Source organism: Pseudorhodoplanes sinuspersici, assembly GCF_002119765.1.
Classification (GTDB): domain Bacteria; phylum Pseudomonadota; class Alphaproteobacteria; order Rhizobiales; family Xanthobacteraceae; genus Pseudorhodoplanes; species Pseudorhodoplanes sinuspersici.
On the sequence record NZ_CP021112.1, the window covers coordinates 2,281,845 to 2,305,200 of the forward strand.

Here is a 23,356-nt window from a genome sequence, read left to right on the forward strand (position 1 = left end):
GCAGGACATAGCAATCAGGGTCACAGACGCCAGCCGGAATGCAGGGCAACGATGCCGCCGGTCATCTTCGTATAGGAGGCGCGCCCGAAACCGGCCTCGCGCATCATCGATGCGAAGACCTCAGGCTGCGGGAATTTGCGGATCGACTCGACGAGGTAGCGATAGGATTCGGCGTCGCCGGTTACCACACGCCCGATCGCCGGGATCGCGTTGAACGAATACAGATCGTAGATTTTGTCGAGGAGCGGCAGGTCGACGGACGAAAATTCCAGACAGAGGAAGTGTCCGCCCGGCCGCAACACACGATAGGCTTCGCGCAGCGCCGCTTCGATGCGCGGCACGTTGCGGATGCCGAAAGCGATGCTGTAGGCGTCGAAGGTCCGGTCCGGCAGCGGCAGCTTTTCGGCATTCGCCTCGACGAATGTAATGGCGTGATCGAGCCCCCGTTTCTCCGCCCGCTCGCGGCCAACCTCGAGCATGCCGCCGTTGATGTCGAGAATGGTCGCGTGAGTGCCGGCTCCGCCTGATTCGATCACCCGGAAGGCGATATCGCCAGTGCCGCCTGCCACATCGAGAAGACGGAAGTTGCGGTCGTTTTTCGGCGGGTTGATCGCATTGACCAGCGCGTCCTTCCAGGCCCGGTGCAGGCCGGCAGACATCAGATCGTTCATCAGGTCATAGCGGCGCGCCACCGAGTGGAAAACATCGTCCACCAGACGCTGCTTTTCCTCGACCGGCACCCGGCGAAAGCCGAAATCTGCTTCGTTTGTCGTCTGTTCGCTCATAAACCCTTCCTGCGCGGCGGACGATAGCCCAGCCGGACCGGCCACGCTACAAAGCGTCTCCGCCCTCGGTTAACGAGCTTCCACGGGCGGTCGATAGCAGATAGACAGACGCCAGCAATGCCTGAATTACCCGAAGTCGAAACCGTCCGCCGTGGCCTGGTCCCCGTCATGGAGGGGGCGCGTTTCATGAAGGTTGAGGCGAGACGCCCTGATCTGCGTTGGCCGTTGCCGAAGGATTTTGTGGCCCGGCTGGAGGGGCAGACGGTGACCGGGCTTGGGCGCCGCGCCAAGTATATTCTCGCCGACCTGTCGTCCGGCGATGTCCTTGTCATGCACCTTGGGATGTCCGGGTCATTCCGCGTGCTGGCTGCGGGCGATGAACGGACGCCGGGCGACTTTCGCCACGAGCGTTCGAAACTGTCGGCGCACGATCACGTCGTTTTCCATATGTCGAATGGCGGTATCGCGACCTTCAACGATCCGCGCCGCTTCGGTTCGATGAAGATCGTGCCGCGGGCGGAGCTCGAGAACGAGCCGTTGTTGCGGTCGCTTGGACCGGAGCCGCTCGGTAATGCCTTCGATGCGGCGATGCTGGCGAAAGCCTGCAAAGGCAGGAAAGTGAACCTCAAGGCGGCAATGCTGGACCAGCGGGTGGTTGCGGGACTTGGCAACATCTATGTCTGCGAAGCATTGCACCGCGCGCATCTGTCGCCGAAGCGAAAGGCATCGACCGTCGCCGGCCGCAAAGGTGAACCCAATGAGCGCGCCGTGGCGCTGGTGAGCGCGATCCGTGCCGTCCTGAACGATGCGATCATCGCCGGTGGGTCTTCGCTCCGCGATCATCGCCAGACCAACGGCGACCTTGGCTATTTCCAGCATTCCTTCCGCGTCTATGACCGGGAAGGCGAAGCTTGCCCGACGCGCGGATGCAACGGCATCATCAAGCGCATGGTGCAGGCGGGCCGTTCGACATTCTATTGTCCGGTTTGCCAGAAATGAGCATTCCCTGGCGCCGCTGCTACGTCGTCGTGTCTGGTTTTTTCGCACGCCGCTCGTTCAACGAGGCAAGGACGTGTTCGGCCTGCTTTTTGTAGGAGCGATGTAACTGTTCGAGATCCTCGTCGGACATGTCCTCGGCGGTCGCCAACTTGTTGTCGGCGCCGTGCAGCCGGACGATCAATTCGGCGAGCTTCACCTGCATCGCCGCGGTATCCCGGTTTTGTGTGTTCTGGATCAGGAACACCATGAGGAAGGTGATGATGGTGGTCGATGTGTTGATCACCAGTTGCCAGGTATCGCTGTAGCCGAATAATGGCCCGCTCAGGGCCCAGACGATGACGACCGCCGTGGCGATCAGAAAAGTCGCCGGTTTGCCTGCCCAATGTGAAATGACAAGTGCTGTTTTCGAGAACCAGCCCTGATCGGAGAACTGGGCATGGTGGGGATCGTGCGCTCTCAAGTCGTGAAATTTTGCAGCCGAGGTTTTTGTTTTTGATATTTTTTTCCGCGCCATCTGCAACTCCTGACAGGTAGCAGTTGGAACGCGGCTTTAACGACGCAGGCGGGAGAGCAGTTCCTCAGCGGAACCTGTGCTGCCGTTCACGGGTTCTCCCTCCGATGGGCTTTTCGTGGCTAGGAGGCTTTAACATGTTTGGCTGGGCTTTGACGTTTCTTGTGGTGGCGTTGATCGCCGCTGTTCTCGGTTTCGGCGGCATTGCCGCCTTTGCGGTCGATATCGCGAAGATCGTGTTCTTCGTCGCGATTGTGCTGTTCGTCGTGTCGGCGGTGATCGGCCTTGTCCGGGGTCGCTCAACAGCGTCTTAAACAGCATCGCTGCAAACAATAAAAACGCCGCGCCAAAGGAAGCGGCGTTTTTATTGTTTGCGTTTCATCTAGCTATCGTTGCCGATCAGCACCGCGCGCGTGGCGTGGTCGGGGCCGAACTCGTCGAGACTGTCGACCTGCAACAGCTTGGCGAGCCGGCTGCGCGCCCGGTTCACGCGACTCTTGATGGTGCCGACCGCGCATTCGCAGATGTCTGCGGCCTCCTCGTAGGAGAAGCCCGAAGCGCCCACCAGGATGAGGGCTTCGCGCTGCTCTGCCGGCAATTGCGCGAGCGCGGCCCGGAACTCCTGAAACTCCACCCGGCCGATCTGGTCCGGATGCGATTTCAGCGTCTCGGCGAAGCCGCCATCGGCGTCTTCCACCTCGCGCCGGCGCTTGCGATATTCGGACCGGAAGAGATTGCGCAGGATGGTGAACAGCCATGCCGGCATGTTGGTGCCCGGCTGGAAGGAGTGAATGTTGGCAAAAGCGCGCAGGATCGTCTCCTGCACCAGGTCGTCGGCCCTGTCGACGTTGCCAGATAGCGATATGGCAAACGCCCGCAAGCTCGGAATTGCAGCCAGGATCTGATCGCGCAGAGCTGGATCGACATTCATTCGGATTTTCCCTCCGATGGCTTGTCGAGTTGTTTCAAAAGCTCCGCAAAACGATCGGGGACGCCCTCCTGAACCACGTCATCGTAGATGGCGCGGAGCTGCTGGCCGATCTTTGATTGGATTTCCCGGTTGAGACCGGAAGCGTTCTTCTGGTTCGGGGCGTCCGGCTGCATGGATGGAGATTGCCCTGGTTTGCGTGTTCTCATTTCGTCCTCGCCCGGCGTGCTCGTCACCACCGGTCCCCAGTACGTTTGGTCGTAATGCGTCATTATTTAAAAGGTTCCTCGACCGGGAACTTTTTTTGGTAAAACACGTTGGGACCGAGATTCCAGGTCCAGTGGGAGGGATTTTTCGTGTCCGCTTCGCAAGCTATCGCCCCGTATCTGCCGTTTCTGCGCCGCTATGCCCGTGCACTGACCGGCAACCAGACCTCGGGTGACGCCTATGTGGCGGCGGCCCTGGAAGCGCTGATCGAAGACACCTCGGTGCTCGACAGCGCTTCTTCGCCGCGGGTCGCGCTCTATCGCCTGTTCAGCAAGATCTGGAATTCGGTCGTGGTGAATGCCAAGGTCGGTCCCGACGAGAGCACCCTGCCGGCCGAGCAGCGGATCAGCCAGATTACGCCCAAGCCGCGCCAGGCGTTCTTGCTGGTCGCATTGGAGGGGTTCTCGGAAGCCGACGCCGCCACGATCCTTGATGTCGATATTCCGACCCTGCGCCAACTTGTCGAGGAATCCGGCCGCGAACTGGCAGCGGAGATCGCGACCGATGTGCTGATCATCGAGGATGAGCCCTTCATCGCCATGGACCTCGAAGGGCTTGTCGAAAGCCTCGGTCATCGTGTGTTGGGGGTCGCCCGAACGCATACGGAAGCGGTGACCCTCGCCAAGGCGAAGCGTCCGGGTTTGATCCTGGCCGATATCCAGTTGGCGGATGGTAGTTCGGGGCTCGACGCGGTCAACGAATTGCTCCGCTCGTTTGAAGTCCCGGTCATCTTCATCACCGCCTATCCGGAACGCTTCCTGACCGGCGAACGTCCCGAGCCGGCCTTCCTGATCGCCAAGCCATTCCAGCCAGCCACGGTGTCGGCGGTGATCAGCCAGGCCCTGTTCTTCGAGCGCAACGCGCGCCGCCGCGAGCGCCGGGCGTCCTGACACGACACCATTTGAAGAAGAGCCGAAACGACCGGACCTGGCGTCCGGTCGTTTCTATTGGGGATCAGTGTTTTTCAGCTGGCTTGCGAGAACCGAGCGAGAAGCCGAGCAGCAGCGCCTCGAACACCATCGCAATCCGCTGATCGCGCGTGAGCCTCGCCGTTTCTGCCGCAGTCGCGTCAGCGGCGGCCTCAGCAGAGGGGTCGGAAGCGGTGCTGCGCCCAATCAGCCGTGGCGCGAAATAACCGGCCACGGCGATAGCCAGAAGGATCACGGCAATCACGACGCGGGCCAGAATAGGCCCTAGCAGGAGTTCGAGTGCCAGCATGGCCGCTGACGCTCCATAGAACAGTGCGCCGAGCCCCGCCGCAATGGCGATGACGATCGAGACGACCTGACGACGGATGGCCGTGACAGGGCGGTCGAGCGCATTGCCGACGAGATCTGAAATAGACACCGTCGTTACTCCCGCGGGCGCGCGAGACCTGCGATGAAGCCGATCCCTGCTGCGATGGCCAGCGTCAGAAATGGACGGTGATCGATCTCGGAAACAATGCGCCTGAGAGCCTGATTTCCAAATTTGGTGACCTCATCGCTGGCGGACCTGGCGGTATCTTGCATCCGGCCGCTCACCTGATCCGTCAGGCCGGAAATGGCATTGAGCATGATATCGCTTGCGCCCTCAGCGGCATGGGCCGCGCCGCGTTTGCTGATGCGGTTCAGCCGATCGATTTTGGCTTCGAGGGAGGCGATCATATCATCGATCTCGGCGCGCATGGCGGCGACGTCATCGGCAACAGCCTCTCTCATGATGCCGCGAGCACGCGAAGGCGACGTCTTGCGCCGGCGGCGTTGGGCTGAGCCGTTTCTGCGTCGTGTTTTGGCGGATGTTTCAGCTTGAGCTTGCCCTCGTGCCATCGCGGATCCTCCGGATTCATCTTGCTGGATTTGATTTTGCCAACGCCGGGGAACTCGCATTGTTCCGAATGCGTTGGTGATGCTCGGCTCACGAAAAAAAGCGCGGTCGGCAGTACAATGCCGACCGCGCCTAATCCAACCGGCCGAGCACGAGGGGAGGGGGATGACGGCCGGCTGTAGGCGTAATGCGTCCGCAAAGGGATCGTTCCCGCTCTTGTTGTGCAGTGTGTTGCAATTTGCTGTTTCATTCGAAAAATTCGGCACAGTCGCCGGAAACCTTGTGTACGTTTGGCGTTGGAACTGCATTGAGGCCTCTCTGTTATCGTCAACTGCGGTTATCGTCGATAAGCTCGAAGGCGATGAGAGCGTGAGCATGAGTCACCAGCCGCTGTGAACGAGTGGCTGTCCGATGAAAGCTGAAGCCTTGGTGAAAAACGTGCGGGGGACGAAACAGGGAAGTGGTGGAGAAAAAAAGCGCGGGCGGAAAGGCGGACATCCTTCCCGAGCGACAATGTTGCGCAAATCGACTCCGCGCAAATTGGTCTCGCGCGCGCCGGGCGTAAAAAAACATCCCATTGGAAAATCAAATTCAAAACGGCTGTCTGCGAGTGTTCGGACCGCCGACGATTTCGATCGGGAGCGGAAGCTCCATGCCGAGACTCGTTACAAACTCAAACGCGCGCGGGCGGCGCTACATCGTCAAACTGGCGAATGCAACGAACTCAAGGAACGATTTGAAGCGGCATTTCGGGGTGCCCAGATCCATGCCTTCTCGCAGGATCAGCATCTTCGCTATCTGTGGATTTCAGGCCCGCATGGTGAAGAGGCGGCGGCCCGGATGGTTGGAAAGACCGATGAAGAGCTTTGGCCATCGCCCGAATTGCAGGCCGCGATCACCATCAAGCGGCGCGTCCTCGAAACCGGAAAATCCGAGGATTGCGAAGTCTCTTTCATCACGCCGGAGCGACGCGCTCTCTTTGCACTTCATATAGACCCGGTCTTTGCCGTCGATCGTTCGGTGAAGGGCATCCTCTGCACCGCGGTGGACATCAGTCGGATTCGATCGATGGAGAGCGAGCAGCGGCAGCTCAATGAAGAACTGGCGACAGCAGTGCAGCGCTACGAACTCGGCCTGCGGGGCTCGAATGTCACCGTCTTCACGCAGGATACCGATCTTCGCTACACCGCAGTCAGCAAGCCGCTGTTTGGTCGTGATGCCGCCGAATTGCAGGGCAGGACGGACGAAGAGCTGTTGTCCGGCGCGCATGGGGCTGCGATTTTTGCTCTGAAACGCGAGGTGCTGGATAAGGGCGTTCCGCTCAACGCCGAATCCCGCATCGATGCCGGTGACAAATCGCTATGGTACGATTTTCATATTGAGCCGATGCGGGATGTCTCCGGTACGCTGATCGGATTGACGGGGGCGGCCGTCGATATCACCGAGCGCAAGGAGGCCGAGGCTCATCTGCGGCTGCTGATGCGCGAGCTGACGCATCGTTCGAAAAATCTTCTCGCCGTCATCCAGGCGATGGCACGGCAGACGGCGCGGCATAGCGGCAGCATTGCCACGTTTCTGGACAGGTTCAGCGCTCGCGTCCAGGCTTTGGCGCGTTCGCACGATCTGCTCGTGGCTGAAGGCTGGCATGGCGCTTCGCTGAATGATCTCGTGCGCTCGCAGCTTGCGCATTACATCGACGGTGAATCCAATCAGGTTTTGATTGACGGTCCGGATGTTCAGCTGACGCCGGAAGCCACACAGAGCCTTGGGCTTGCCTTACACGAACTTGTGACCAATGCCGCCAAGCACGGCGCCCTGTCGAAGCTCACCGGGCGCGTTGAGGTGACGTGGCGGCCGCTCGCGGGCAATGGCGGCGTCGAATTGCTATGGCGTGAGACAAAAGGGCCGAAGGTCAGCGAACCAAAGCGGCGGGGCTTTGGCAGCGTGGTGATCGAGCACAATCTCGTTCGGGCGCTCGATGCGGAGGTCAGTCTTGATTTTGCTCCAGACGGTCTGACCTGTCGCATTGCAGTGCCGTCAAAGCAGATTGCCGGCCGCTCCTGAGAGCCGGAACACCTTCCCCTTTCAGACGTTAATCCACTGAATGATAGCGGGGTGAAAACCCCCACCCTTGTCTTTCTAACAAATCGATTCAAAGGCGATTCGTCCAAGAGGAATCGGTCATGTGGCGTAAGACAGTATGCGCCGGGAGTGGGATTATACTTGCTTGTGCGGCCATTTATGGACTGTCTTCTCTCGATACCCGCTCAACCGCAGCAAATTTCGATCTGCGCTGGCTTTATCCGGCGTCAAAAGCCGATCGGCTGCCCCTCGTGCAGCTGCGATCAATCAACGTCGATAACGTCGTGATGGCCTTCAATGTGCCGTCGGCCAGCACGACGATCGCGGCGAGAGGTCCAACGCTGATCGGGACAGAGTGGTATCGTTCCAAAAACGGTCAGAATGCACCGGTTGCGCGAAGCGTCCAAGCTTCGCCTGTGAGGGTTCGCACGATCCCGGTCAATCCGGTGCGGACTGTGCCGCTTAACGAGAAGCCGGACACGAAGGACGCCAAGGATAAAGATAAATTGCCTGTCGGTTGCGAGCCGGCATTCAGCCCCGTCACGACGCCGTCAATGGCTCATATCAGCTCACGTTGTGATGCGTGATTGTGCCATACGATAGGATCGTTTCATTTCTCGAAAAGAGGCCGGGTCTCTCGATCCGGCCTTCTTTGCATGTGATGGTTGGCGCGTCAGCGTGATCAGAGACGGCCGAGCAGCAGAAGGATCAAAACGATCACCAGGATGACACCAACGATACCCGACGGACCATAACCCCATCCGCGGCTATAGCCCCAATTCGGTATGGCGCCGATCAAAATCAGAATGAGAATGATGACGAGAACAGTGCCGAGTGTCATGGGCGTCTCCAGTGTTGATTTTTTGTACTGCTTGCAATTCACGACACACTGCAGTCACGACGAATATCACCCGCTTCGGCGGCTACGTGGCCGCCATGGCATGGTTGCGTTCGTCATCAATCAACGCGGCCAGTTCCATTCGGTTCCATTTTCCGAAAATCCGTCATCATTCATGTTGCGGAACGGAACGGTGTGCGCGTACGTTCTGCAGACTTGCATTCACGCCCACGCCGATGCTCGTTTTTAATTCATCGGCAAGATATCCCGGAATGAATCCATGCGCGCTGTTACCGTGCTTCCCGGCATTTTGAATTCCGTTCAGCTTGAGGATGTTCCGGAGCCGCCGCTGGCGGACGGCGAGATTCTCGTTCGCACAATCGCACTTGGCATCTGCGGTACCGATCACGAAATTCTCGAAGGGCTTTACGGCTCGGCCCCGCCGGGCGCGGAGCGTCTGGTGCTTGGCCATGAGTCGCTTGGCGTCGTTGAAGATGCGCCGGCGCAGAGCGGCTTTCTGCCGGGCGATCATGTCGTCGGTATCGTGCGCCGTCCCGATCCGGTGCCGTGTCCGTCCTGCGCGGCGGGTGAATGGGATATGTGCCGCAACGGCGGCTATACCGAGCGCGGTATTAAGGAGCGGAATGGCTTCGGTTCCGAGCGTTTTCGCATCGAGCGAGGCTTTGCCGTCAAGGTCGACCGTGCGCTCGGCCTCGCCGCCGTACTGATGGAGCCGACCAGCATCGTCGCCAAGGCATGGGATCATGTCGAGCGCGTCGGCCGCCGCTCCGAATGGTGGTCGGCCGAGACTGTGCTGGTGACCGGCGCGGGGCCGATCGGGTTGCTGGCGGCGATGATGGGTCGGCAGCGCAATCTCAAGGTCCATGTTCTCGATCGCAATGTCGCGGGGCCGAAGCCGGAATTGATTCGCGATCTCGGTGCCGTGCATCACGCCGGCCTTGAGTCGCTCGGTGACATGCAGTTCGATGTCGTCATGGAATGTACGGCTGCAACACCGCTCGTCGTCGAAGCGATGAAGCGTTGCGCGCCCTCTGGCATCGTCTGCCTTCTCGGTGTGTCATCGCCTGGCAGCAAGACCGAATTCGATATCGGCGGGTTCAATCGCAAGCTCGTTCTCAACAACGAGGTCGTGTTCGGCGCAGTCAATGCCAATCTTGGCCATTATCGCCAGGCAGCTGACACGCTGAAACGCGCTGACCGCAAATGGCTCGACCGGCTCATCACCAGGCGGGTGCCACTTGCGAACTGGCGCGAGGCATACGTCCCGCAAAAGGGCGAAATTAAAGTTGTTCTGATGTTTTCGGATTTATGACAGGCGCGTTCTGTTGGACGGAAAGGGCGGAAGGACGGACAGAACGTGTTGGCACAACTCTAGAAGAACCCGAGCCAGAGAAGCGCGAACAACACGCAGACCAGCCCGATACTGACGACGAGGATCGTCAAAACCGGTTTGTCCAGAAATCCCTGCCGCGCTTCCACCGGGGTCAATTCTTCGCGGTTGGTATTTCGTCGTGTAGCCATCAAACCAACTCCCGCTGTCGTGCGACCAAGGTTTGTCCAAGACTGTGCTTGCAAGACCGTGCTAGCAAGACCGTGCTAGCAGGGTCTTGTTTGCGAACAACGCCTATGGCTTGGGCACGGTTCCTGTGCGATAGGGCCGCAAAACTGCTATGGTTGCGGGCGCGGCTTCGCCGGTCACGGCGAAGTCGTCTGGTACTTCAGAGGGGGATTGCCCGGTCATGATATCGACACTTGTCGTTCTTGGAATTATTGCCGCCATCGTTTTTTGGGGCATCTCGATCTACAATGGTCTCGTGGCGATGCGTCAGCGCGTCAGCCAGGCCTTTGCCGACGTCGACGTTCAGCTCAAGCAGCGTCATGATCTCATTCCCAACCTGATCGAGACCGTTAAAGGCTATGTCACGCATGAGCGCGAGACGCTGGATGCGGTGGTGAAGGCGCGTAATGCCGCCATCGCCGCGCAGGGACCGGCCGCGCAGGGACAGGCGGAAACGATGCTGAGCGGCGCGCTGCGTCAGCTTTTTGCCTTGTCCGAGGCTTATCCGGACCTCAAGGCCAGCACCAATTTTCAGCAATTGCAGAGCGAGCTGTCCGATATCGAGAACAAGATCGCGGCGGCGCGCAGGTTCTTCAACAACGCGGTGCAGGAATACAATACGGGCATCCAGAGCTTCCCGGCCGTGCTGGTCGCCGGCTCGCTTGGTTTCCATCAACGTGAATTCTTCGATCTCGGCGATGCTCGGCCGCAGCTCGAACAGGCTCCGCAAGTGAAGTTCTAAAAAGTGAAGTTCTGAATGGTGGAGTTCTGACGGCGCGGCGGCTTTGCAGGCCGCCGCTGCGGAGCTTTGAAAGATGGCGGCCTACGGCCTCTACACGCATATCCAAAGCAATCGCCGGCGATCGGTGATGTTGCTGATCGGCCTGTTTTTTCTGGTCTATCTCATGGTCTTTGCCGGCGCCTTGCTGGCTGAAGGTTATATGGGCGGCAACAGGGGCTTTGACAGCATCGTCGCCCGTGCGTGGCGCGACCTGATCGTCGCACTGCCATTTGCCACAATCGGCGCGGCGATCTGGATCGCCATTGCATGGAAATTCCATCAGGCGATGATCGACGCCTTAACCGGCGGGCATGAGGTCACGCGCAGGGAAGAGCCGCGACTTTACAATCTTCTCGAAAACCTCTGCATCTCGCGTGGCATTCCGATGCCGAAGCTGAAGATCATGGACAGCGATGCGCTCAATGCCTTCGCCACCGGCCTGAATGAAAAGCAATATTCGATCACGGTGACGACCGGGCTGCTCAACAAGCTGAATGACGCCGAAATTGAAGCCGTGCTGGCGCATGAGTTGACGCACATTCGCAACGGCGACGTGCGGATGATGGTGATCGCGGTCATCATCGCCGGTGTGATTTCGTTCTTTGCCGAATTCTTCTTTCGCGTGATGTTTCGTGGCGGCTTCCGCGGCGGCCGCTCATCGGGAGGAGATAACAGGAAGGGCGGTGGTGGCGCTGCCATCCTGATCGCCGTTGTGCTTGTTGCGGTGGCATGGTTCCTGTCGCTGGTAATTCGCTTCGCGTTGTCACGGTCACGCGAATTCCTGGCCGATGCCGGTGCCGTCGAACTGACCAAGAATCCCGACGCCATGATCGTGGCGTTGCGCAAGATCGAGGGCCGCGGCGAATTGCCGGGCGTGACCTCTGCCGTGATGGAAATGTGCGTCGACAATCCGCGCTCGGGGTTTGCCGATCTGTTTGCGTCGCATCCATCGATCGATCGTCGTGTCGATGCGCTGGTGCGGATGGCCGGCGGTCATGATCCGGGCCTGCTTATGCTGCCCGAGCCGGATCACATCGATGCGGCGACGGACGAGCCTTCCCAAAACCCGGATAACCCGTCCCAGCAAGGCCCGTGGCAGGCGCCGCAAGGCACTCCGCAGTCGGATGCAAGTCGTGGATCAGCGCCGAGCGGTCCTTCAACCGGACCTTGGGGACCGGTTCGCGACCAGAACGGCTAGACAATCAGGGACGATAAACACCGGTCTGCGGGTCGCGCCTCAGCGTTGGATGCTGCGCGCGTTCGGCAGTGCTGGCCGCAGTCGCCAGCCGTGCGGCTTCAAGCTCTTCGTTGATGCGTTGGTATTCGCGGCGAATGATCCGGGCCAGCGCAAAGGTTGCAACGGCTCCTGCGGCCCAGAGGACAACTTGAGGAATGATGGGCATCGTGTTCCTGCTCATGATTTCCGCACTGTCAGTTCAATAAAGGCCATCCGCTTCCTGTCGTCTGGCGCGTCAGCCGTCACAGCCCGTAACGGGCCCAGATTGCACGCGCCTCGGCCGTGGAAAGCAGATCCTCGGCAAGCGTCTCGCCCGACAGAAGCCGGGACAGACTCTGTGAACCAACTCCTGGAACGCGCCGTCCGAACCATCCACGGTCGGCCATCAGCGGCGTCTCTACCTTGTCGCCGAATCGTTCGCGCAACACCGTCCGGATTTCGCCAAAACCATCGACCAGTCCGAGCCGGAGAGCCTGTTCACCGGCCCAGTATTCGCCGGAGAACAAGGCCGATTCGGGGCCGGCGAGTTTGCTGCCGCGGCGGGATTTCACCAGCCCGATAAAGGCCTCATAAATGTCCTGCTGAATCGCCTTCAGGCGCGCCACGTCCTCCGGATTTTCGGGCAGGAACGGGTCGAGCATCACTTTTCGGTCGCCGGCGGTGTAGATCCGCCGCTCGACGCCGAGTTTTTCGATCGCCTTCTGCAATCCGAAAGTGGCGCCGACCACGCCGATTGATCCGACGATCGACGACACATCGCAGAAGATTTCATCGCCGGCGCAGGCAATCATGTAGCCACCGGACGCGCCAACATCCTCGATGAAAACCATCACCGGGATTTTCTTCTCTTCCGACAATTGCCGGATGCGCTGGAATACCAGATGCGACTGCACCGGCGAACCGCCGGGCGAATTGATGATCAGGGCGACGGCTTTGGCTTTCTTGTAAGCAAAAGCGCGGTCAAGAAGGCGCGCAACACCGTGCAATGTGATCCCCGGCCGGAGCGGCGTGGAAAAGCCGATCACGCCGGTGAGCCGCACCACCGGAACGATCGGGATGTCGGTGCGAAAGCGCGTCGGCACCATCGACTGAAAGAACTTGCGGATCTGGTCGCCTGAAATTTCTGCCATCGAAAGGTCATACGTTGTTTGAAACCGGTCCTCAAGTTACCGGGCGTTAACGAAAATAATGTGTTGATGCGTTAGCAACGTCGCATCGTCGGCATCGGCATGCGGACCTGCCCCCAACGAAAATACTCTGTTTGTCCGGCGAGTAAGGAAAGCCTTACCATGAAGATCTATGTCCTGATCCTCCTGCTCGGCACCATTGCGGCTTTTGCGCACATGTCGACGCTTCCGAAGCGTCCGATAGAACCCGAGAATATCAGCTAAGTAATTTTATTTGGCTGGCTTGGTTCCGGCGGCCATGCGCCGCCATGCCTCAAGATAGCCTCAGCGTCGTCCGTCGGTGTCCGATTGCGATCGTTCAGCGTCAGGGCCGGCAGGATACGAAGAGGCGAGCGGTCATCTTTGCGGCCGGTGGCGATGATTCTGATCGCCGCGCGGTCCGGTGCCGGATAAACCGGAATAACGCTGATGCCGCCGAAGCCATTCGCAAGCAGGTGAAGGACGTCATCTAGGCCGTCGGCTCGCCAGATCAGCGTCACCGCGCCGGTGCTGCTCAGCATGTCGTGCGCCCGATTGACCCATGTCCTCAGCAAGTCTGAATCGCCGGCATGTGCGGCACGGCGAGCAGCATCGGGCGAAGCCTGAAGTGAGGTGGGGTTGAATGGCGGGTTCATGAAAATGTGATCGAAGCGCGCAGCGGCTCGCGCCGGAGAATCCTCCGCAGTCTCCGCCATGATGTCTCGGTGCACCACTTGGGCGCGACACGAAAAGCCGTTGCGTGCGATGTTCTCACGCGCCAGCGTGCAAAGCTCGTCGTCGATCTCGAACAGCGTTACATGTACGCCAGCAACGCGCGACAGGAGTGCCAAGCTCGCAGCGCCGACGCCGGCGCCAAACTCCGCCACACGATCTTGGGACTGAGCGGCAACAGCGGCCGCCAGTAAAATCGCATCATGCCCGAAGCGATGGCCGCGTTTCGGCTGGAAGAGATGCAGGCGTCCATTCAGGATCGCATCATCGGTGATGTCGGCTGGCCTGTCGCGCATCTGTTGCACTCGTTCAGGTCTATGATTTTTGATTGCGAAGCTCGCCACCGAGACCGGCATCGGTCAGCAATTGCCGCGCCTCGGTCTCCTGCTCGTCGGCCACCATGATTCGCCGCGACAGGATGCCGATCGAGCCTTCAAGCACGCTCATATTCTGATCGAGAACCATATAGGCGATATGCGCCCCGTCGAATAAGGCGCCGATGGCATTGATCAGGACCGGGTCGTTGGTGCGGACAATTTCGCGCATTTGGTTCAATCCTTATGGGGTCCTGTGCCGGCCGGCGGGGACGGCTGGGTTGAGACGGGGGCAGCGTCGAAAAACCGCAGCGAGTGCTATGGCCCCCGGCACGGCCGCACAAGGGCGTCGAAACCCGCTCGGTGTTGCGGTCCGACCTCCGCAAGAATGACCATGGACATCGATCGTGGCCTCTGGCAGCACGGCGGCGCGCAGGTTCTGGCCTGCCTCGTCCATCGGTCGGATTTGCTTTGCGCCCAATGCCGCCCCCCCATAAAATGCGCGGCAAAGCGGCGCTGAGGTCGCTGAACTTAGCGTTTCTGATCTGAAGCGTCACTTTTAGGAGTGCCTGGTGGCCGTCGTTATTCCCTTCGAAACCCAGCCGTCGGCGACGATCAACCGGCTGCTCGAACTGACCGCGCCCGACATGGAGCGCGTCAATGGTGCGATTCTGGCGCGCACCGGCTCCCAGGTGACGATGATCCCCGAAGTGGCGAACCACCTGATCAATTCCGGCGGCAAGCGGCTGCGGCCGATGCTGACCCTCGCGATGGCCCGGCTGGCCGGTTACGACGGTGACGGCCATGTGAAGCTCGCGGCGGCGGTCGAGTTCATGCACACGGCGACGCTGCTGCATGACGATGTGGTCGACGAAAGCGAGATGCGGCGCGGCAAGCTGGCGGCGCGCATGCTCTGGGGCAATGAGGCCAGCGTGCTGGTCGGCGATTTCCTGCTTGGCCAAGCCTTCCGCATGATGGTCGATGTCGGCAATTTGCGGGCACTCGACATCCTGTCGTCGGCTGCGACGGTGATCGCCGAAGGCGAGGTGATGCAGCTCTCCGCTGCCAAGAACACCGAAACGACCGAGGACGAGTATCTCGCGGTCATTCGCGGCAAGACAGCGGAATTGTTCGCCGCGGCTTGCGAAGTCGGGCCGGTGCTGGCCGGCCGTGCCAAGGCCGATCTCGCGGCCTGCCGGTCCTATGGCATGAATCTCGGTATTGCCTTCCAGCTTGTCGACGATGCGCTCGATTACGGCGGCAAGTCCGCCAAACTCGGCAAGAATGTCGGAGACGATTTCCGCGAAGGCAAGATCACCCTGCCAGTGGTGTTGTCATTCCGCCGCGGCACCGCTGAAGAGCGGTCATTCTGGACGCGCTGCCTGAAGCAGGGCGGAGGAAGCGATGCCGATCTCGATCAGGCGATCTCGCTGATGACCAGGCACCGCGCGCTGGAGGATACGATCGGCCGCGCGCAGCATTACGGCGCGATGGCGATCGATGCCCTCGCGCTGTTCCCGTCTTCGCCGATGAAGACGGCTCTGGAAGAGGCCGTGGCTTTCTGCATCGCGCGGGCGCACTGATCGGGAAAGCTTTAAGAACGGGTGATTGGCGCTGCGCCAAGCGTCGTGCTGCGTACCCACCAACCGGGATGCGCCCGCAGCAAGCGGTCCGCGGCGGCCTTGGCGGCGGTGGCGCTTTCGAACAATCCGAAACAGGTTCCGCCGGAGCCGGACATGCGCGTCAGCAGGCAATGCTCCGCCGCGCGTATGGCATCGAGCACTTCGCCGACCGCCGGAAACAAAGCGATCGCCGGTGCTTCGAGGTCATTGGTCGATTGCGACACGGCCGCGACCAGCGCGTCCATGGTCGGAGCCTGCGTCAATTCGACAAGCTGCGAGGCCGGGTCCTGCACCGCCGCTGGTGGCTCGCGCATGACGCTGTCGTCGGCGCGTGCGGCGAAAACGCGCGCGGTCGGAACAGCGACGCGCGGGTTGACCAGCACGCCGTGAAGCTGCGGCAGGTTCAGCGGGCCCGAGAGAAGGTCGCCGATGCCGCGCATGATGCGCGGCCTGGGATCGAGGCAGACCGGGACATCTGCGCCGGTGGCCCGGGCCGCAGCTAACAGGCGATCATCGGTCAAAGGCAGATCATTGATTTTGGCGAGCAGCCGGAGTGCCGCCGCCGCATCGGATGACCCGCCGCCCAATCCGGCCGCGACCGGCAGGCTCTTGGTGAGATGGAAATGACCACCCCGAAGCGATTCATGCTGCTTCTGCAAGGCGCGGGCGGCCTTCAGCACCAGATTGCCGTCGATATCGCCGGCCTCGGCAGCGGTTTCGCCCTCGACCGACAGGCCGAGGCGCTCGCCAGGCGTAAAAGTCAGCGCGTCGCCGACATCGGCAAACACGACAAGGCTTTCAAGCTCATGATAGCCGTCGGCGCGCCGCCCGCGGATGCGAAGAGTCAAATTGATCTTGGCCGGCGCGAAGTCCGACGACACAGCCGCAGTCACAGGAGAGCCGTTCAGCCGCCGTTGCGTTTCGTGTTCTGCTCGGCCGTGGTCGCATTATTATCGTCCGGCATGCCGTTCTTCAGCTTGTCTTCGATCTTTTTCAGTTCGTCCGGCTCAGGCTTCAGCGCCGTTGCATGTTGCCACTGGAACTGTGCCTCAAGCTGACGGCCGGTCTTCCAATAGGCATCGCCGAGATGGTCATTGATGGTCGGATCGTCCGGCTTCAGCTCGACGGCGCGTTCAAGATGCTTGGTCGCTTCCTCGAGATTGCCGATGCGATAATAGGCCCAGCCGAGCGAGTCGACGATGTAGCCGTCGTCAGGGCGCTGTTCGACCGCGCGCCGGATCATTCGCATGCCTTCGTCAAGATTGACGCCCTGATCGACCCAGGAATAGCCGAGATAGTTCAGCACATGTGCCTGATCGGGGTAGAGCTCGAGCGCCTTCTTCAGGTCGGCTTCGGCAGCCGGCCAGTTCTTCGCGCGCTCGTGGCAGATGCCGCGGAAATAGAAGACCAGCCAGTTCGGCTTCTGCGGGTTGGCGATCAGCGACACTGCCTTGCTGTAGGTGTCAGCGCATTCCGCGTAATTCTTGCGTGAACGCTCGATATTGCCGAGCGCCATGATCGCTTCGCGGTCCGTCGGGTTTTCCTCGATCAGCTTTTTCAGATGCAGTTTCGCTTCGTCGGTCTTGTCGAGCGAATCGAGATTGGTGGCGAGCTGGATTTCGGCATTGCGATGCAGCGGCGAATCTGCCGGCACGCGGCGATAGATGTCGATCGCAAGCTGCGGCTTTTTCATTGCCTCATAGAGATCGGCGAGCGAGAGCAAGGCCAGTGGGTGCTTCGGTTCGAGATAGAGTGCGAGCTGCAGATAGGCGAGGCCAAGGTCCTCGCCACCGCGGCGGCCGAGCGCCGATCCGATGCCGTAGAGCACCTCGGCGGCGCCGGCCTGTGCATTTTGCACCAGCGGCGGCAGCTTCTCGCCGGCTTCGACCTTCGTCACCTCATCGACGATCAGCGGATGGTTCGGCAGCGCTTTCTCAAATCCCTGGAACACCGCCAGCGCTTCATCCTTCGAACCGTGCCGGGACAGGAAGCTGCCATACGCTTCGACGATGCGGAGCGCTGTCGCGTCACTCTTCTGCACCTTCTCAAGCCGCTTGCCAGCGTCCTTCTTCTTGCCGGCGATATCGAGGATCATGCCGGCATGCAGATCCTTGAAGGTCGCGTACCAGTCGGCGCCCTGCAGGCGATCGATGACATCGATCGCGGTCTTTGGATCTTTGGAGCCGTATTGCGTCCAGGCGATCAGGAGTGCCGCGGTCAGGTCGGTCACCGGTCCGCGCACAGATTGCGCGATATTCAGGCGTGCGGACTGCCATTGCTTGTTCTTGATGGCGCGAATGCCGAGCACCAGCCGGGCGGTCTTGTCGTTCTTTTTGGTCTGCAGGACACGCTCGGCCAGGCGGACGGCTTCGTCGATATTACCCTCGGTCAGCGAGGCGATGAAGGCGCGCTCCAGCAATTCCGGATTTTTTGGATCGGACCGCAGCGCGGCCCGGTAGTAGGTCGACGCCGCTGCCGCATCGCGCTGGGCACCGGCGTGCCGCGCGGCGAGGTAATTGCCGGAGGTCGATGTCCGCGCCGCGTCCTGCCGGCTCGGAGCCTGTGCCGCCAGGATGCCGGGCAGCATAAGGATGCCAAAAGCGGTGGCCGCGACAGCCGCGGGCTTGATCAATCTCGACACGATCACGTCTGAAATCTCCATCGTGCGGTACCGCGAAGCGGTTCCCGCAGGCTCGGAAGAGGATGGCCTTTTTGCGCTGCCGTCGCAAGGACGGCGGCGATGCCTTCAGTCCTTAAGACTTCCGCGTAGGCTGACGGCTCCAATGGGGCTTTATCGTGACGTTTGCCGGTCACATCTGCTTACATGTTCGGATAATTCGGTCCGCCCGCGCCCTCGGGCGGAACCCACGTGATATTCCGGTTCGGATCCTTGATATCGCAGGTTTTGCAATGGACGCAGTTTTGCGCGTTGATGACGAAGCGCAGGTCCGCGCCTTCGCCAACCCATTCATAAACGCCGGCCGGACAATAGCGGGTCGAGGGGCCGGCATAGATGTCGTGCTCCGAGGATTTCTGCAGGGCCATATCCGCGACCTGCAGGTGCGGCGGCTGGTTTTCCTCGTGATTGGTGTTGGACAGGAACACCGATGACAGCCGGTCAAAGGTGAGCTTGCCGTCCGGTTTCGGATAGGCGATCGGCGTACACTCCTTCGCCGGTTTCAGGCATTGCCAATCGGCCTTGCCGTGCCTTTGCGTACCGAACAGGGAGAAGCCGAGAGTATTGGTCCACATATCGAGACCGCCGAGCGCGATGCCGACCATCGTTCCGAATTTCGACCAGAGCGGCTTCACATTGCGCACCGGCCAGAGATCCTTGCCAATCGCCGAACCCCGCCAAGCGTCTTCATAAGCGGTCAGTTCGTCGTTGGCCCGGCCGGCGGACAGCGCGTCGACAATGTGTTCCGCAGCGAGCATGCCGGACGAAATCGCGTTATGCGTGCCCTTGATGCGCGGCACATTGACGAAGCCGGCGGCGCAGCCGATCAGCGCGCCGCCCGGAAACGTCAGGCGCGGTACCGACTGATAGCCGCCCTCGGTGATCGCGCGAGAGCCATAAGCGATCCGCTTGGCGCCGTCGAACACATCGCGAATGGCCGGATGCGTTTTGAAGCGCTGGAATTCCTCGAACGGCGAGATGTAGGGATTCTCGTAATTGAGATGCAGCACGAAGCCGACCGAAACGAGATTCTCGTCGTAATGATAGAGGAATGAGCCGCCGCCGGTCTTGTTGTCGAGCGGCCAGCCGAATGAATGCTGCACAAGACCGGGCTTGTGCTTTGACGGATCGACCTGCCACAGTTCCTTCAGCCCGATGCCGAATTTGGGCGGCTCGCAATTCTTCGCCAGATCGTATTTGGCTATCAGGATCTTGCTCAGCGATCCGCGTGCGCCCTCGGCGAACAGCGTATATTTGCCGAGCAATTCCATGCCACGGGTGAAGCTGTCGGTCGGCTCGCCTTCCTTGCCGATGCCCATATCTCCGGTGGCGATGCCGCGCACTTCACCGTTGTCGCCATAGATGAGTTCGGCGGCGGCGAAACCTGGATAGATTTCGACGCCCAGCGCTTCGGCCTTGGCGGCCAGCCATTTGGTCACGAGACCGAACGAGCCGATGAAGCAGCCATGGTTGCTCATCAGCGGCGGCGCCATGAACAGCGGCACGGGGAGGGCCGATTTTTGCGACAGCCAGTAGAAGCGGTCGTCGGTTACCTCGGTCTTGAGGGGGCGGTCCGGGTCCTCCCGCCAGTCCGGAATCAGACGGTCGAGGGCGGATGGGTCGACCACGGCGCCGGACAGGATATGGGCACCGACCTCCGAGCCCTTTTCGACCACAACGACGCTGGCGTCCGGCGAAAGCTGTTTCAGCCGAATCGCCGCCGCAAGGCCGGCCGGCCCCGCGCCAACGATCACGACATCAAATTCCATGCTTTCACGGGGCGGCAGCTCGGACATTAGACTTCCTCTGAATGGGATTTTGTTTTTTCACGTTTCTGGAAAAGCCACAATCGGCAAGGGCATGGTGCGGTGTCCGGGGTATGCGCTAATGTTGACGCCATGACACCCGGACATGAAAAGGCCGCCCGCGACCTCCTGACTTTTTATGTGGAAGCGGGTGTCGATGCCGTGCTTGGTGAGGAGCCGGTGGACCGCTTCGCCGATATCGATATGGCGCCCGCAGCGGAACCGGCCGCCCCAAAGCCCGCACCGCTTGCCCCAGTGCGGGAGATGCGTGCCGCCCCGTCGATGCCCGCCGTCCAGGTGCCGCCGCCGCCGGAGGAAGCCATCATGGCCGCCCGCGCCGCCGCGAAATCGGTCGCCTCGCTGGAGGAGTTGCGGGCGATCATGAATGCCTTTGAAGGTTGCGCGCTGCGGACGACCGCGAAGCAGCTCGTCTTCGGCGATGGTTCGCCGCAGGCCCGGCTGATGTTCATCGGCGAAGCCCCCGGCTCCGAGGAGGATCAAAAGGGTATTCCGTTCGTCGGGCGGTCCGGTCAATTGCTCGATCGGATGCTGACGGCCATCGGCATCGCGCGGCAGGATGTCTATATCGCCAACATCGTGCCCTGGCGGCCGCCGGGCAATCGCGATCCCTCGATCCACGAATCGCAAACCTGTCTTCCGTTCATTCAGCGGCAGATCGAGCTGGTCGATCCCGACGTCATTGTCTGTCTCGGCAAGCCTTCGACGGCGACGCTGCTCGGTGTCACCGACGGCATTCGCCGCACACGCGGCCGTTGGTTCAAATACGACACCGGCAAGCGTGAGATCCGCGCGACGGCGACATTCCATCCCGCCTATCTCTTGCGCACGCCGATCGAGAAGCGGTTTGCGTGGCGCGATTTCCTGGCGATCAAGAAAGCGCTCGGGAATTAGAACGCGATCGGAGCCGCGTTCATCCCCCCGGCACAAGAATCAGCTTGATTGCGAACACGAGCGCGAGGGCTGCAACCGCAACAGAGACGTCCTTGAACCGGCCCGCGATCAGCTTGATCAGCGCGTAGGTGATGAACCCAAGCCCGATGCCGGTGGCGATCGAATAGGTCAGCGGCATGGTGATGGCCGCGATCACGGCGGGTGCCGCCTCGGTGATGTCGTCCCAGTTCAGGTTGGACATCAGGCTTGCCATCACGCACGCGACAAACAGCAGCGCCGCCGCCGAGGCATAGGCCGGAATCATGCCCGCGAGCGGGGAGAAGAAGAGGGCGAACAGGAAGAGGATGCCGACGAACACGGCGGTGAGGCCGGTACGGCCACCCGCTTCGACGCCGGCAGCGCTTTCGATATAGCTGGTCGTGGTCGAGGTGCCGATCGAGGCGCCGAACATCGCCGCGAAGCTATCCGAAATCAGGGCCTGCTTCATGCGCGGCACATTGCCGTCCTTGTCGACGAAGCCCGCCTTCTCCGTCACCGCGATCAGGGTGCCGGCATTGTCGAACACGTCGATCATCAGGATCGAGAACACCACGACGATGAAGGACAGTTCGAACACGCGCGTGAAATCCATCTGCAACAGGGTTGGTGCGAGCGACGGCGGCATCGAGACGATGCCGGTGAATGTCGAGAGCCCGAGCGGAATGCCGAGGATCCCGACGATCAGAATGCCGATCAGCGTTGCGCCGTGAATCTTGCGGGCATGCAGCGCGACGATCAGGATGAAGCCGAGCAGGCACAGGAGTGGCGCCGGCAGGTTCAGATGGCCGAGCGTGACCAGTGTCGCCGGATGATCGACAATGATGCCAGCATTTTCGAGCGCGATGATGCCCAAAAACAATCCGACGCCGGCGCCAATCGCATATTTCAGGTTTCGCGGGATCTGGTTGATGATGTATTCGCGCAATCCCGTCACCGACAGAAGAAAGAACAACACGCCCGACAGGAACACTGCGCCGAGCGCCTGCTGCCACGAATATTTGTAGGTCAGCACCACGGTGAAGGCGAAGAACGCGTTCAGCCCCATGCCGGGCGCGAGCGCGATCGGATAATTCGCGTAAAGTCCCATCACGATGCTGCACACCGCGGCAGCGACGCAGGTGGCGACGAAGACCGCACCATGGTCCATCCCCGCCTTGGCGAGAATGCTTGGGTTGACGAAAATGATGTAGGCCATCGTCAGGAATGTGGTTAGTCCGGCCAGTGCCTCGGTGCGGACATTGGTCCCGTTTGCCGTCAGCCCGAAATACTGATCGAGAAAGCCGTTCGGACCGGCGGTCTTGCCCGCCGGCGTCTTGTCTGTCGCCATGATGTCCCCCTGCACCCCCACGCTTCCAGCGATCGGGGTAAAAAACCAAGCAAGTTTAACGCCATTTGGCGCTGGGCGAGCACCACGGACAACTTGTCCACTGGCAGAAAATCGGGATTTGGTTGTCATGCCGCCGGTTCAGGTCTCCAACGGCGCTGTCTCATGACTGAAGACACTTCGAATGTGCTAGGCGAAATGAAGGAAAGGTCGTTCATGGACCCACTTCAACACGCCGCGCCGTACCATCGGGCTTGCCCGCGAGCCGGGGTATCTCCGGACTGCGAAGCTTGCGCCGTCCGCTCTCTCAGCGTTTGCGCCGCTCTCGCGCCGGATGAATTATCCGAACTTGGCCGTCTGGCGCAGCCCCGTTGTTTCCGCCCAAGGCAGACAATCGCGATCGAAGGCGAGGCGTCGACGGCTGTCCACAACATCACCGGTGGCGTGGTCCGCCTCTATCGCATGCTGGACGATGGCCGGCGGCAGGTCGTCGGCTTCCTTTTTCCCGGCGATGTTCTTGGCATTGAGATGACCCCTCAGGTCCAGCTCAGCGCGGAGGCCATCGGAGCGGCAACGGCCTGTCGCTTCGACGCTGCGGGCTTTGCCAGGCTGACGACGCGCAAGCCGCGCTTGCTGGCCAAGTTGCACGAGCGCGCGCGTCACGAATTGATGGTGGCGCATGATCATGTTGTTGCGCTCGGCCGCCGGACCGCAGAGGAGCGGATAGGCTGGTTTCTGGCGCGGCTGCGCGGTCGTTGCATGACAGAGAATGGTCATCCTTCTGTCGTGATCGAGTTGCCGATGCCGCGGCAAGATATTGCCGATTATGTGGGGCTCACCATCGAAACGGTCAGCCGCACATTCACCCGTTTGGCACGCGAACGGGTCATCGCGATTGAGCCGCATGCGATCCGGATTCTGGATGCACACCGGATGGAGCAATTGGCTACCTGATCGGTCAAAATGCGACGCC

At 60.8% G+C, this 23,356-nt stretch carries 27 protein-coding genes; 11 read left to right on the forward strand and 16 right to left on the reverse strand.

Features of this window, described 5'->3' with window-relative positions; translation table 11 throughout:
• Positions 1-20 precede the first annotated feature (20 nt).
• Positions 21-785: a bifunctional demethylmenaquinone methyltransferase/2-methoxy-6-polyprenyl-1,4-benzoquinol methylase UbiE gene (ubiE, locus tag CAK95_RS11055; protein WP_086087966.1), complete on the reverse strand. Its 765-nt coding sequence runs from the start codon at positions 783-785 to the stop codon at positions 21-23.
• A gap of 117 nt (positions 786-902) precedes the next feature.
• Here ubiE and mutM point away from each other — a divergent pair, with 117 nt between their 5' ends.
• Complete coding sequence (mutM, locus tag CAK95_RS11060; RefSeq protein ID WP_086087967.1) at positions 903-1,784, forward strand: bifunctional DNA-formamidopyrimidine glycosylase/DNA-(apurinic or apyrimidinic site) lyase; 882 nt, start codon at positions 903-905, stop codon at positions 1,782-1,784.
• Between the two features lie 19 nt (positions 1,785-1,803).
• On the opposite strand, the gene CAK95_RS11065 is transcribed toward mutM, so the two are convergent.
• Positions 1,804-2,298 (reverse strand): low affinity iron permease family protein, encoded by a 495-nt coding sequence (locus CAK95_RS11065; RefSeq protein WP_086087968.1) that lies wholly within the window; start codon positions 2,296-2,298, stop codon positions 1,804-1,806.
• Positions 2,299-2,432: 134 nt separating this feature from the next.
• Between CAK95_RS11065 and CAK95_RS11070 the strand changes: the two genes are divergently transcribed.
• Complete coding sequence (locus CAK95_RS11070) at positions 2,433-2,609, forward strand: DUF1328 domain-containing protein (RefSeq protein WP_086087969.1); 177 nt, start codon at positions 2,433-2,435, stop codon at positions 2,607-2,609.
• Positions 2,610-2,677: 68 nt separating this feature from the next.
• On the opposite strand, the gene CAK95_RS11075 is transcribed toward CAK95_RS11070, so the two are convergent.
• Both CAK95_RS11075 and CAK95_RS30180 read right to left on the reverse strand, forming a co-directional pair.
• Positions 2,678-3,226: a sigma-70 family RNA polymerase sigma factor gene (locus CAK95_RS11075; RefSeq protein ID WP_086087970.1), complete on the reverse strand. Its 549-nt coding sequence runs from the start codon at positions 3,224-3,226 to the stop codon at positions 2,678-2,680.
• Positions 3,223-3,399: a NepR family anti-sigma factor gene (locus CAK95_RS30180; protein ID WP_183044272.1), complete on the reverse strand. Its 177-nt coding sequence runs from the start codon at positions 3,397-3,399 to the stop codon at positions 3,223-3,225. Before CAK95_RS30180 ends, CAK95_RS11075 begins: the two co-directional genes overlap by 4 nt.
• 180 nt (positions 3,400-3,579) lie before the next feature.
• Between CAK95_RS30180 and CAK95_RS11080 the strand changes: the two genes are divergently transcribed.
• Positions 3,580-4,380 carry a response regulator gene (locus CAK95_RS11080; RefSeq protein WP_086087971.1) on the forward strand — a complete coding sequence of 267 codons (801 nt, stop codon included), beginning with the start codon at positions 3,580-3,582 and terminating at the stop codon, positions 4,378-4,380.
• A 64-nt stretch (positions 4,381-4,444) separates the two neighbouring features.
• Here CAK95_RS11080 and CAK95_RS11085 read toward each other — a convergent pair whose 3' ends face one another.
• A complete protein-coding gene (locus tag CAK95_RS11085) occupies positions 4,445-4,837 on the reverse strand; it encodes a hypothetical protein (protein WP_086087972.1) in 393 nt (130 codons plus the stop codon).
• 5 nt (positions 4,838-4,842) lie between these two features.
• On the reverse strand, positions 4,843-5,604 hold the full coding sequence (locus CAK95_RS29125; RefSeq protein WP_157699590.1) for a hypothetical protein: 762 nt from the start codon (positions 5,602-5,604) through the stop codon (positions 4,843-4,845).
• Positions 5,605-5,809: 205 nt separating this feature from the next.
• Here CAK95_RS29125 and CAK95_RS11095 point away from each other — a divergent pair, with 205 nt between their 5' ends.
• The gene (locus tag CAK95_RS11095) at positions 5,810-7,360 is read left to right on the forward strand and encodes an HWE histidine kinase domain-containing protein (protein ID WP_183044239.1); all 1,551 of its coding nucleotides are present in this window, start codon (positions 5,810-5,812) and stop codon (positions 7,358-7,360) included.
• A gap of 119 nt (positions 7,361-7,479) precedes the next feature.
• Positions 7,480-7,965, forward strand: a complete 486-nt coding sequence (locus CAK95_RS11100; protein ID WP_086087975.1) for a hypothetical protein — start codon at positions 7,480-7,482, stop codon at positions 7,963-7,965.
• A gap of 95 nt (positions 7,966-8,060) precedes the next feature.
• On the opposite strand, the gene CAK95_RS11105 is transcribed toward CAK95_RS11100, so the two are convergent.
• Positions 8,061-8,219 carry a DUF3309 family protein gene (locus CAK95_RS11105; protein WP_086087976.1) on the reverse strand — a complete coding sequence of 53 codons (159 nt, stop codon included), beginning with the start codon at positions 8,217-8,219 and terminating at the stop codon, positions 8,061-8,063.
• A 277-nt stretch (positions 8,220-8,496) separates the two neighbouring features.
• On the opposite strand from CAK95_RS11105, the gene CAK95_RS11110 reads away from it, so the two are divergent.
• Positions 8,497-9,549, forward strand: coding sequence for a glucose 1-dehydrogenase (locus CAK95_RS11110; protein WP_086087977.1), 1,053 nt, complete (start codon positions 8,497-8,499; stop codon positions 9,547-9,549).
• A 59-nt stretch (positions 9,550-9,608) separates the two neighbouring features.
• Here CAK95_RS11110 and CAK95_RS29130 read toward each other — a convergent pair whose 3' ends face one another.
• The gene (locus CAK95_RS29130) at positions 9,609-9,758 is read right to left on the reverse strand and encodes a hypothetical protein (RefSeq protein WP_157699591.1); all 150 of its coding nucleotides are present in this window, start codon (positions 9,756-9,758) and stop codon (positions 9,609-9,611) included.
• A 218-nt stretch (positions 9,759-9,976) separates the two neighbouring features.
• Between CAK95_RS29130 and CAK95_RS11115 the strand changes: the two genes are divergently transcribed.
• Together CAK95_RS11115 and CAK95_RS11120 are read left to right on the forward strand one after the other, a co-directional pair.
• Positions 9,977-10,537, forward strand: a complete 561-nt coding sequence (locus CAK95_RS11115; protein ID WP_086087978.1) for a LemA family protein — start codon at positions 9,977-9,979, stop codon at positions 10,535-10,537.
• 73 nt (positions 10,538-10,610) lie between these two features.
• On the forward strand, positions 10,611-11,774 hold the full coding sequence (locus CAK95_RS11120) for a M48 family metallopeptidase (RefSeq protein ID WP_086087979.1): 1,164 nt from the start codon (positions 10,611-10,613) through the stop codon (positions 11,772-11,774).
• Positions 11,775-11,778: 4 nt separating this feature from the next.
• Here the strand turns inward: CAK95_RS11120 and CAK95_RS11125 are convergent, their stop codons facing one another.
• The 4 genes from CAK95_RS11125 to CAK95_RS11140 form a co-directional block, all read right to left on the reverse strand.
• Positions 11,779-11,979 (reverse strand): hypothetical protein, encoded by a 201-nt coding sequence (locus tag CAK95_RS11125; protein ID WP_086087980.1) that lies wholly within the window; start codon positions 11,977-11,979, stop codon positions 11,779-11,781.
• Between the two features lie 76 nt (positions 11,980-12,055).
• Positions 12,056-12,943, reverse strand: a complete 888-nt coding sequence (locus CAK95_RS11130) for a S49 family peptidase (protein ID WP_086087981.1) — start codon at positions 12,941-12,943, stop codon at positions 12,056-12,058.
• Positions 12,944-13,200: 257 nt separating this feature from the next.
• The gene (locus CAK95_RS11135) at positions 13,201-13,986 is read right to left on the reverse strand and encodes a tRNA1(Val) (adenine(37)-N6)-methyltransferase (protein WP_086087982.1); all 786 of its coding nucleotides are present in this window, start codon (positions 13,984-13,986) and stop codon (positions 13,201-13,203) included.
• 19 nt (positions 13,987-14,005) lie between these two features.
• Positions 14,006-14,236, reverse strand: a complete 231-nt coding sequence (locus CAK95_RS11140) for a putative signal transducing protein (protein WP_086087983.1) — start codon at positions 14,234-14,236, stop codon at positions 14,006-14,008.
• Positions 14,237-14,576: 340 nt separating this feature from the next.
• On the opposite strand from CAK95_RS11140, the gene CAK95_RS11145 reads away from it, so the two are divergent.
• Entirely contained in the window at positions 14,577-15,587 is a 1,011-nt protein-coding gene (locus CAK95_RS11145) for a polyprenyl synthetase family protein (RefSeq protein ID WP_086087984.1), read from the forward strand.
• A gap of 11 nt (positions 15,588-15,598) precedes the next feature.
• Here CAK95_RS11145 and CAK95_RS11150 read toward each other — a convergent pair whose 3' ends face one another.
• The 3 genes from CAK95_RS11150 to CAK95_RS11160 all read right to left on the reverse strand — a co-directional run bounded on the left by CAK95_RS11150 (position 15,599) and on the right by CAK95_RS11160 (position 20,099).
• On the reverse strand, positions 15,599-16,519 hold the full coding sequence (locus CAK95_RS11150; protein ID WP_245303712.1) for a 4-(cytidine 5'-diphospho)-2-C-methyl-D-erythritol kinase: 921 nt from the start codon (positions 16,517-16,519) through the stop codon (positions 15,599-15,601).
• 11 nt (positions 16,520-16,530) lie between these two features.
• The gene (locus CAK95_RS11155) at positions 16,531-18,213 is read right to left on the reverse strand and encodes a tetratricopeptide repeat protein (RefSeq protein ID WP_425349705.1); all 1,683 of its coding nucleotides are present in this window, start codon (positions 18,211-18,213) and stop codon (positions 16,531-16,533) included.
• Between the two features lie 233 nt (positions 18,214-18,446).
• Entirely contained in the window at positions 18,447-20,099 is a 1,653-nt protein-coding gene (locus tag CAK95_RS11160) for an electron transfer flavoprotein-ubiquinone oxidoreductase (protein WP_086087986.1), read from the reverse strand.
• A gap of 102 nt (positions 20,100-20,201) precedes the next feature.
• Here CAK95_RS11160 and CAK95_RS11165 point away from each other — a divergent pair, with 102 nt between their 5' ends.
• The gene (locus CAK95_RS11165) at positions 20,202-21,020 is read left to right on the forward strand and encodes a uracil-DNA glycosylase (protein WP_086087987.1); all 819 of its coding nucleotides are present in this window, start codon (positions 20,202-20,204) and stop codon (positions 21,018-21,020) included.
• A gap of 19 nt (positions 21,021-21,039) precedes the next feature.
• On the opposite strand, the gene CAK95_RS11170 is transcribed toward CAK95_RS11165, so the two are convergent.
• Positions 21,040-22,386, reverse strand: a complete 1,347-nt coding sequence (locus tag CAK95_RS11170; RefSeq protein ID WP_086087988.1) for an NCS2 family permease — start codon at positions 22,384-22,386, stop codon at positions 21,040-21,042.
• Positions 22,387-22,599: 213 nt separating this feature from the next.
• Between CAK95_RS11170 and CAK95_RS11175 the strand changes: the two genes are divergently transcribed.
• Complete coding sequence (locus tag CAK95_RS11175) at positions 22,600-23,337, forward strand: Crp/Fnr family transcriptional regulator (RefSeq protein WP_183044241.1); 738 nt, start codon at positions 22,600-22,602, stop codon at positions 23,335-23,337.
• Positions 23,338-23,356 lie beyond the last annotated feature (19 nt).

Excerpts from the sequence above, each read along its gene's own strand:
- ubiE (WP_086087966.1), bottom strand. The coding sequence starts at position 785 with ATGAGCGAACAGACGACAAACGAAGCAGATTTCGGCTTTCGCCGGGTG.
- mutM (WP_086087967.1), top strand. The coding sequence starts at position 903 with ATGCCTGAATTACCCGAAGTCGAAACCGTCCGCCGTGGCCTGGTCCCC.
- CAK95_RS11065 (WP_086087968.1), bottom strand. The coding sequence starts at position 2,298 with ATGGCGCGGAAAAAAATATCAAAAACAAAAACCTCGGCTGCAAAATTT.
- CAK95_RS11070 (WP_086087969.1), top strand. The coding sequence starts at position 2,433 with ATGTTTGGCTGGGCTTTGACGTTTCTTGTGGTGGCGTTGATCGCCGCT.
- CAK95_RS11075 (WP_086087970.1), bottom strand. The coding sequence starts at position 3,226 with ATGAATGTCGATCCAGCTCTGCGCGATCAGATCCTGGCTGCAATTCCG.
- CAK95_RS30180 (WP_183044272.1), bottom strand. The coding sequence starts at position 3,399 with ATGCAGCCGGACGCCCCGAACCAGAAGAACGCTTCCGGTCTCAACCGG.
- CAK95_RS29125 (WP_157699590.1), bottom strand. The coding sequence starts at position 5,604 with ATGCAGTTCCAACGCCAAACGTACACAAGGTTTCCGGCGACTGTGCCG.
- CAK95_RS11095 (WP_183044239.1), top strand. The coding sequence starts at position 5,810 with ATGTTGCGCAAATCGACTCCGCGCAAATTGGTCTCGCGCGCGCCGGGC.
- CAK95_RS11100 (WP_086087975.1), top strand. The coding sequence starts at position 7,480 with ATGTGGCGTAAGACAGTATGCGCCGGGAGTGGGATTATACTTGCTTGT.
- CAK95_RS11105 (WP_086087976.1), bottom strand. The coding sequence starts at position 8,219 with ATGACACTCGGCACTGTTCTCGTCATCATTCTCATTCTGATTTTGATC.
- CAK95_RS11110 (WP_086087977.1), top strand. The coding sequence starts at position 8,497 with ATGCGCGCTGTTACCGTGCTTCCCGGCATTTTGAATTCCGTTCAGCTT.
- CAK95_RS29130 (WP_157699591.1), bottom strand. The coding sequence starts at position 9,758 with ATGGCTACACGACGAAATACCAACCGCGAAGAATTGACCCCGGTGGAA.
- CAK95_RS11115 (WP_086087978.1), top strand. The coding sequence starts at position 9,977 with ATGATATCGACACTTGTCGTTCTTGGAATTATTGCCGCCATCGTTTTT.
- CAK95_RS11120 (WP_086087979.1), top strand. The coding sequence starts at position 10,611 with ATGGCGGCCTACGGCCTCTACACGCATATCCAAAGCAATCGCCGGCGA.
- CAK95_RS11125 (WP_086087980.1), bottom strand. The coding sequence starts at position 11,979 with ATGCCCATCATTCCTCAAGTTGTCCTCTGGGCCGCAGGAGCCGTTGCA.
- CAK95_RS11130 (WP_086087981.1), bottom strand. The coding sequence starts at position 12,943 with ATGGCAGAAATTTCAGGCGACCAGATCCGCAAGTTCTTTCAGTCGATG.
- CAK95_RS11135 (WP_086087982.1), bottom strand. The coding sequence starts at position 13,986 with ATGCGCGACAGGCCAGCCGACATCACCGATGATGCGATCCTGAATGGA.
- CAK95_RS11140 (WP_086087983.1), bottom strand. The coding sequence starts at position 14,236 with ATGCGCGAAATTGTCCGCACCAACGACCCGGTCCTGATCAATGCCATC.
- CAK95_RS11155 (WP_425349705.1), bottom strand. The coding sequence starts at position 18,213 with ATGCTGCCCGGCATCCTGGCGGCACAGGCTCCGAGCCGGCAGGACGCG.
- CAK95_RS11160 (WP_086087986.1), bottom strand. The coding sequence starts at position 20,099 with ATGTCCGAGCTGCCGCCCCGTGAAAGCATGGAATTTGATGTCGTGATC.
- CAK95_RS11165 (WP_086087987.1), top strand. The coding sequence starts at position 20,202 with ATGACACCCGGACATGAAAAGGCCGCCCGCGACCTCCTGACTTTTTAT.
- CAK95_RS11170 (WP_086087988.1), bottom strand. The coding sequence starts at position 22,386 with ATGGCGACAGACAAGACGCCGGCGGGCAAGACCGCCGGTCCGAACGGC.
- CAK95_RS11175 (WP_183044241.1), top strand. The coding sequence starts at position 22,600 with ATGGACCCACTTCAACACGCCGCGCCGTACCATCGGGCTTGCCCGCGA.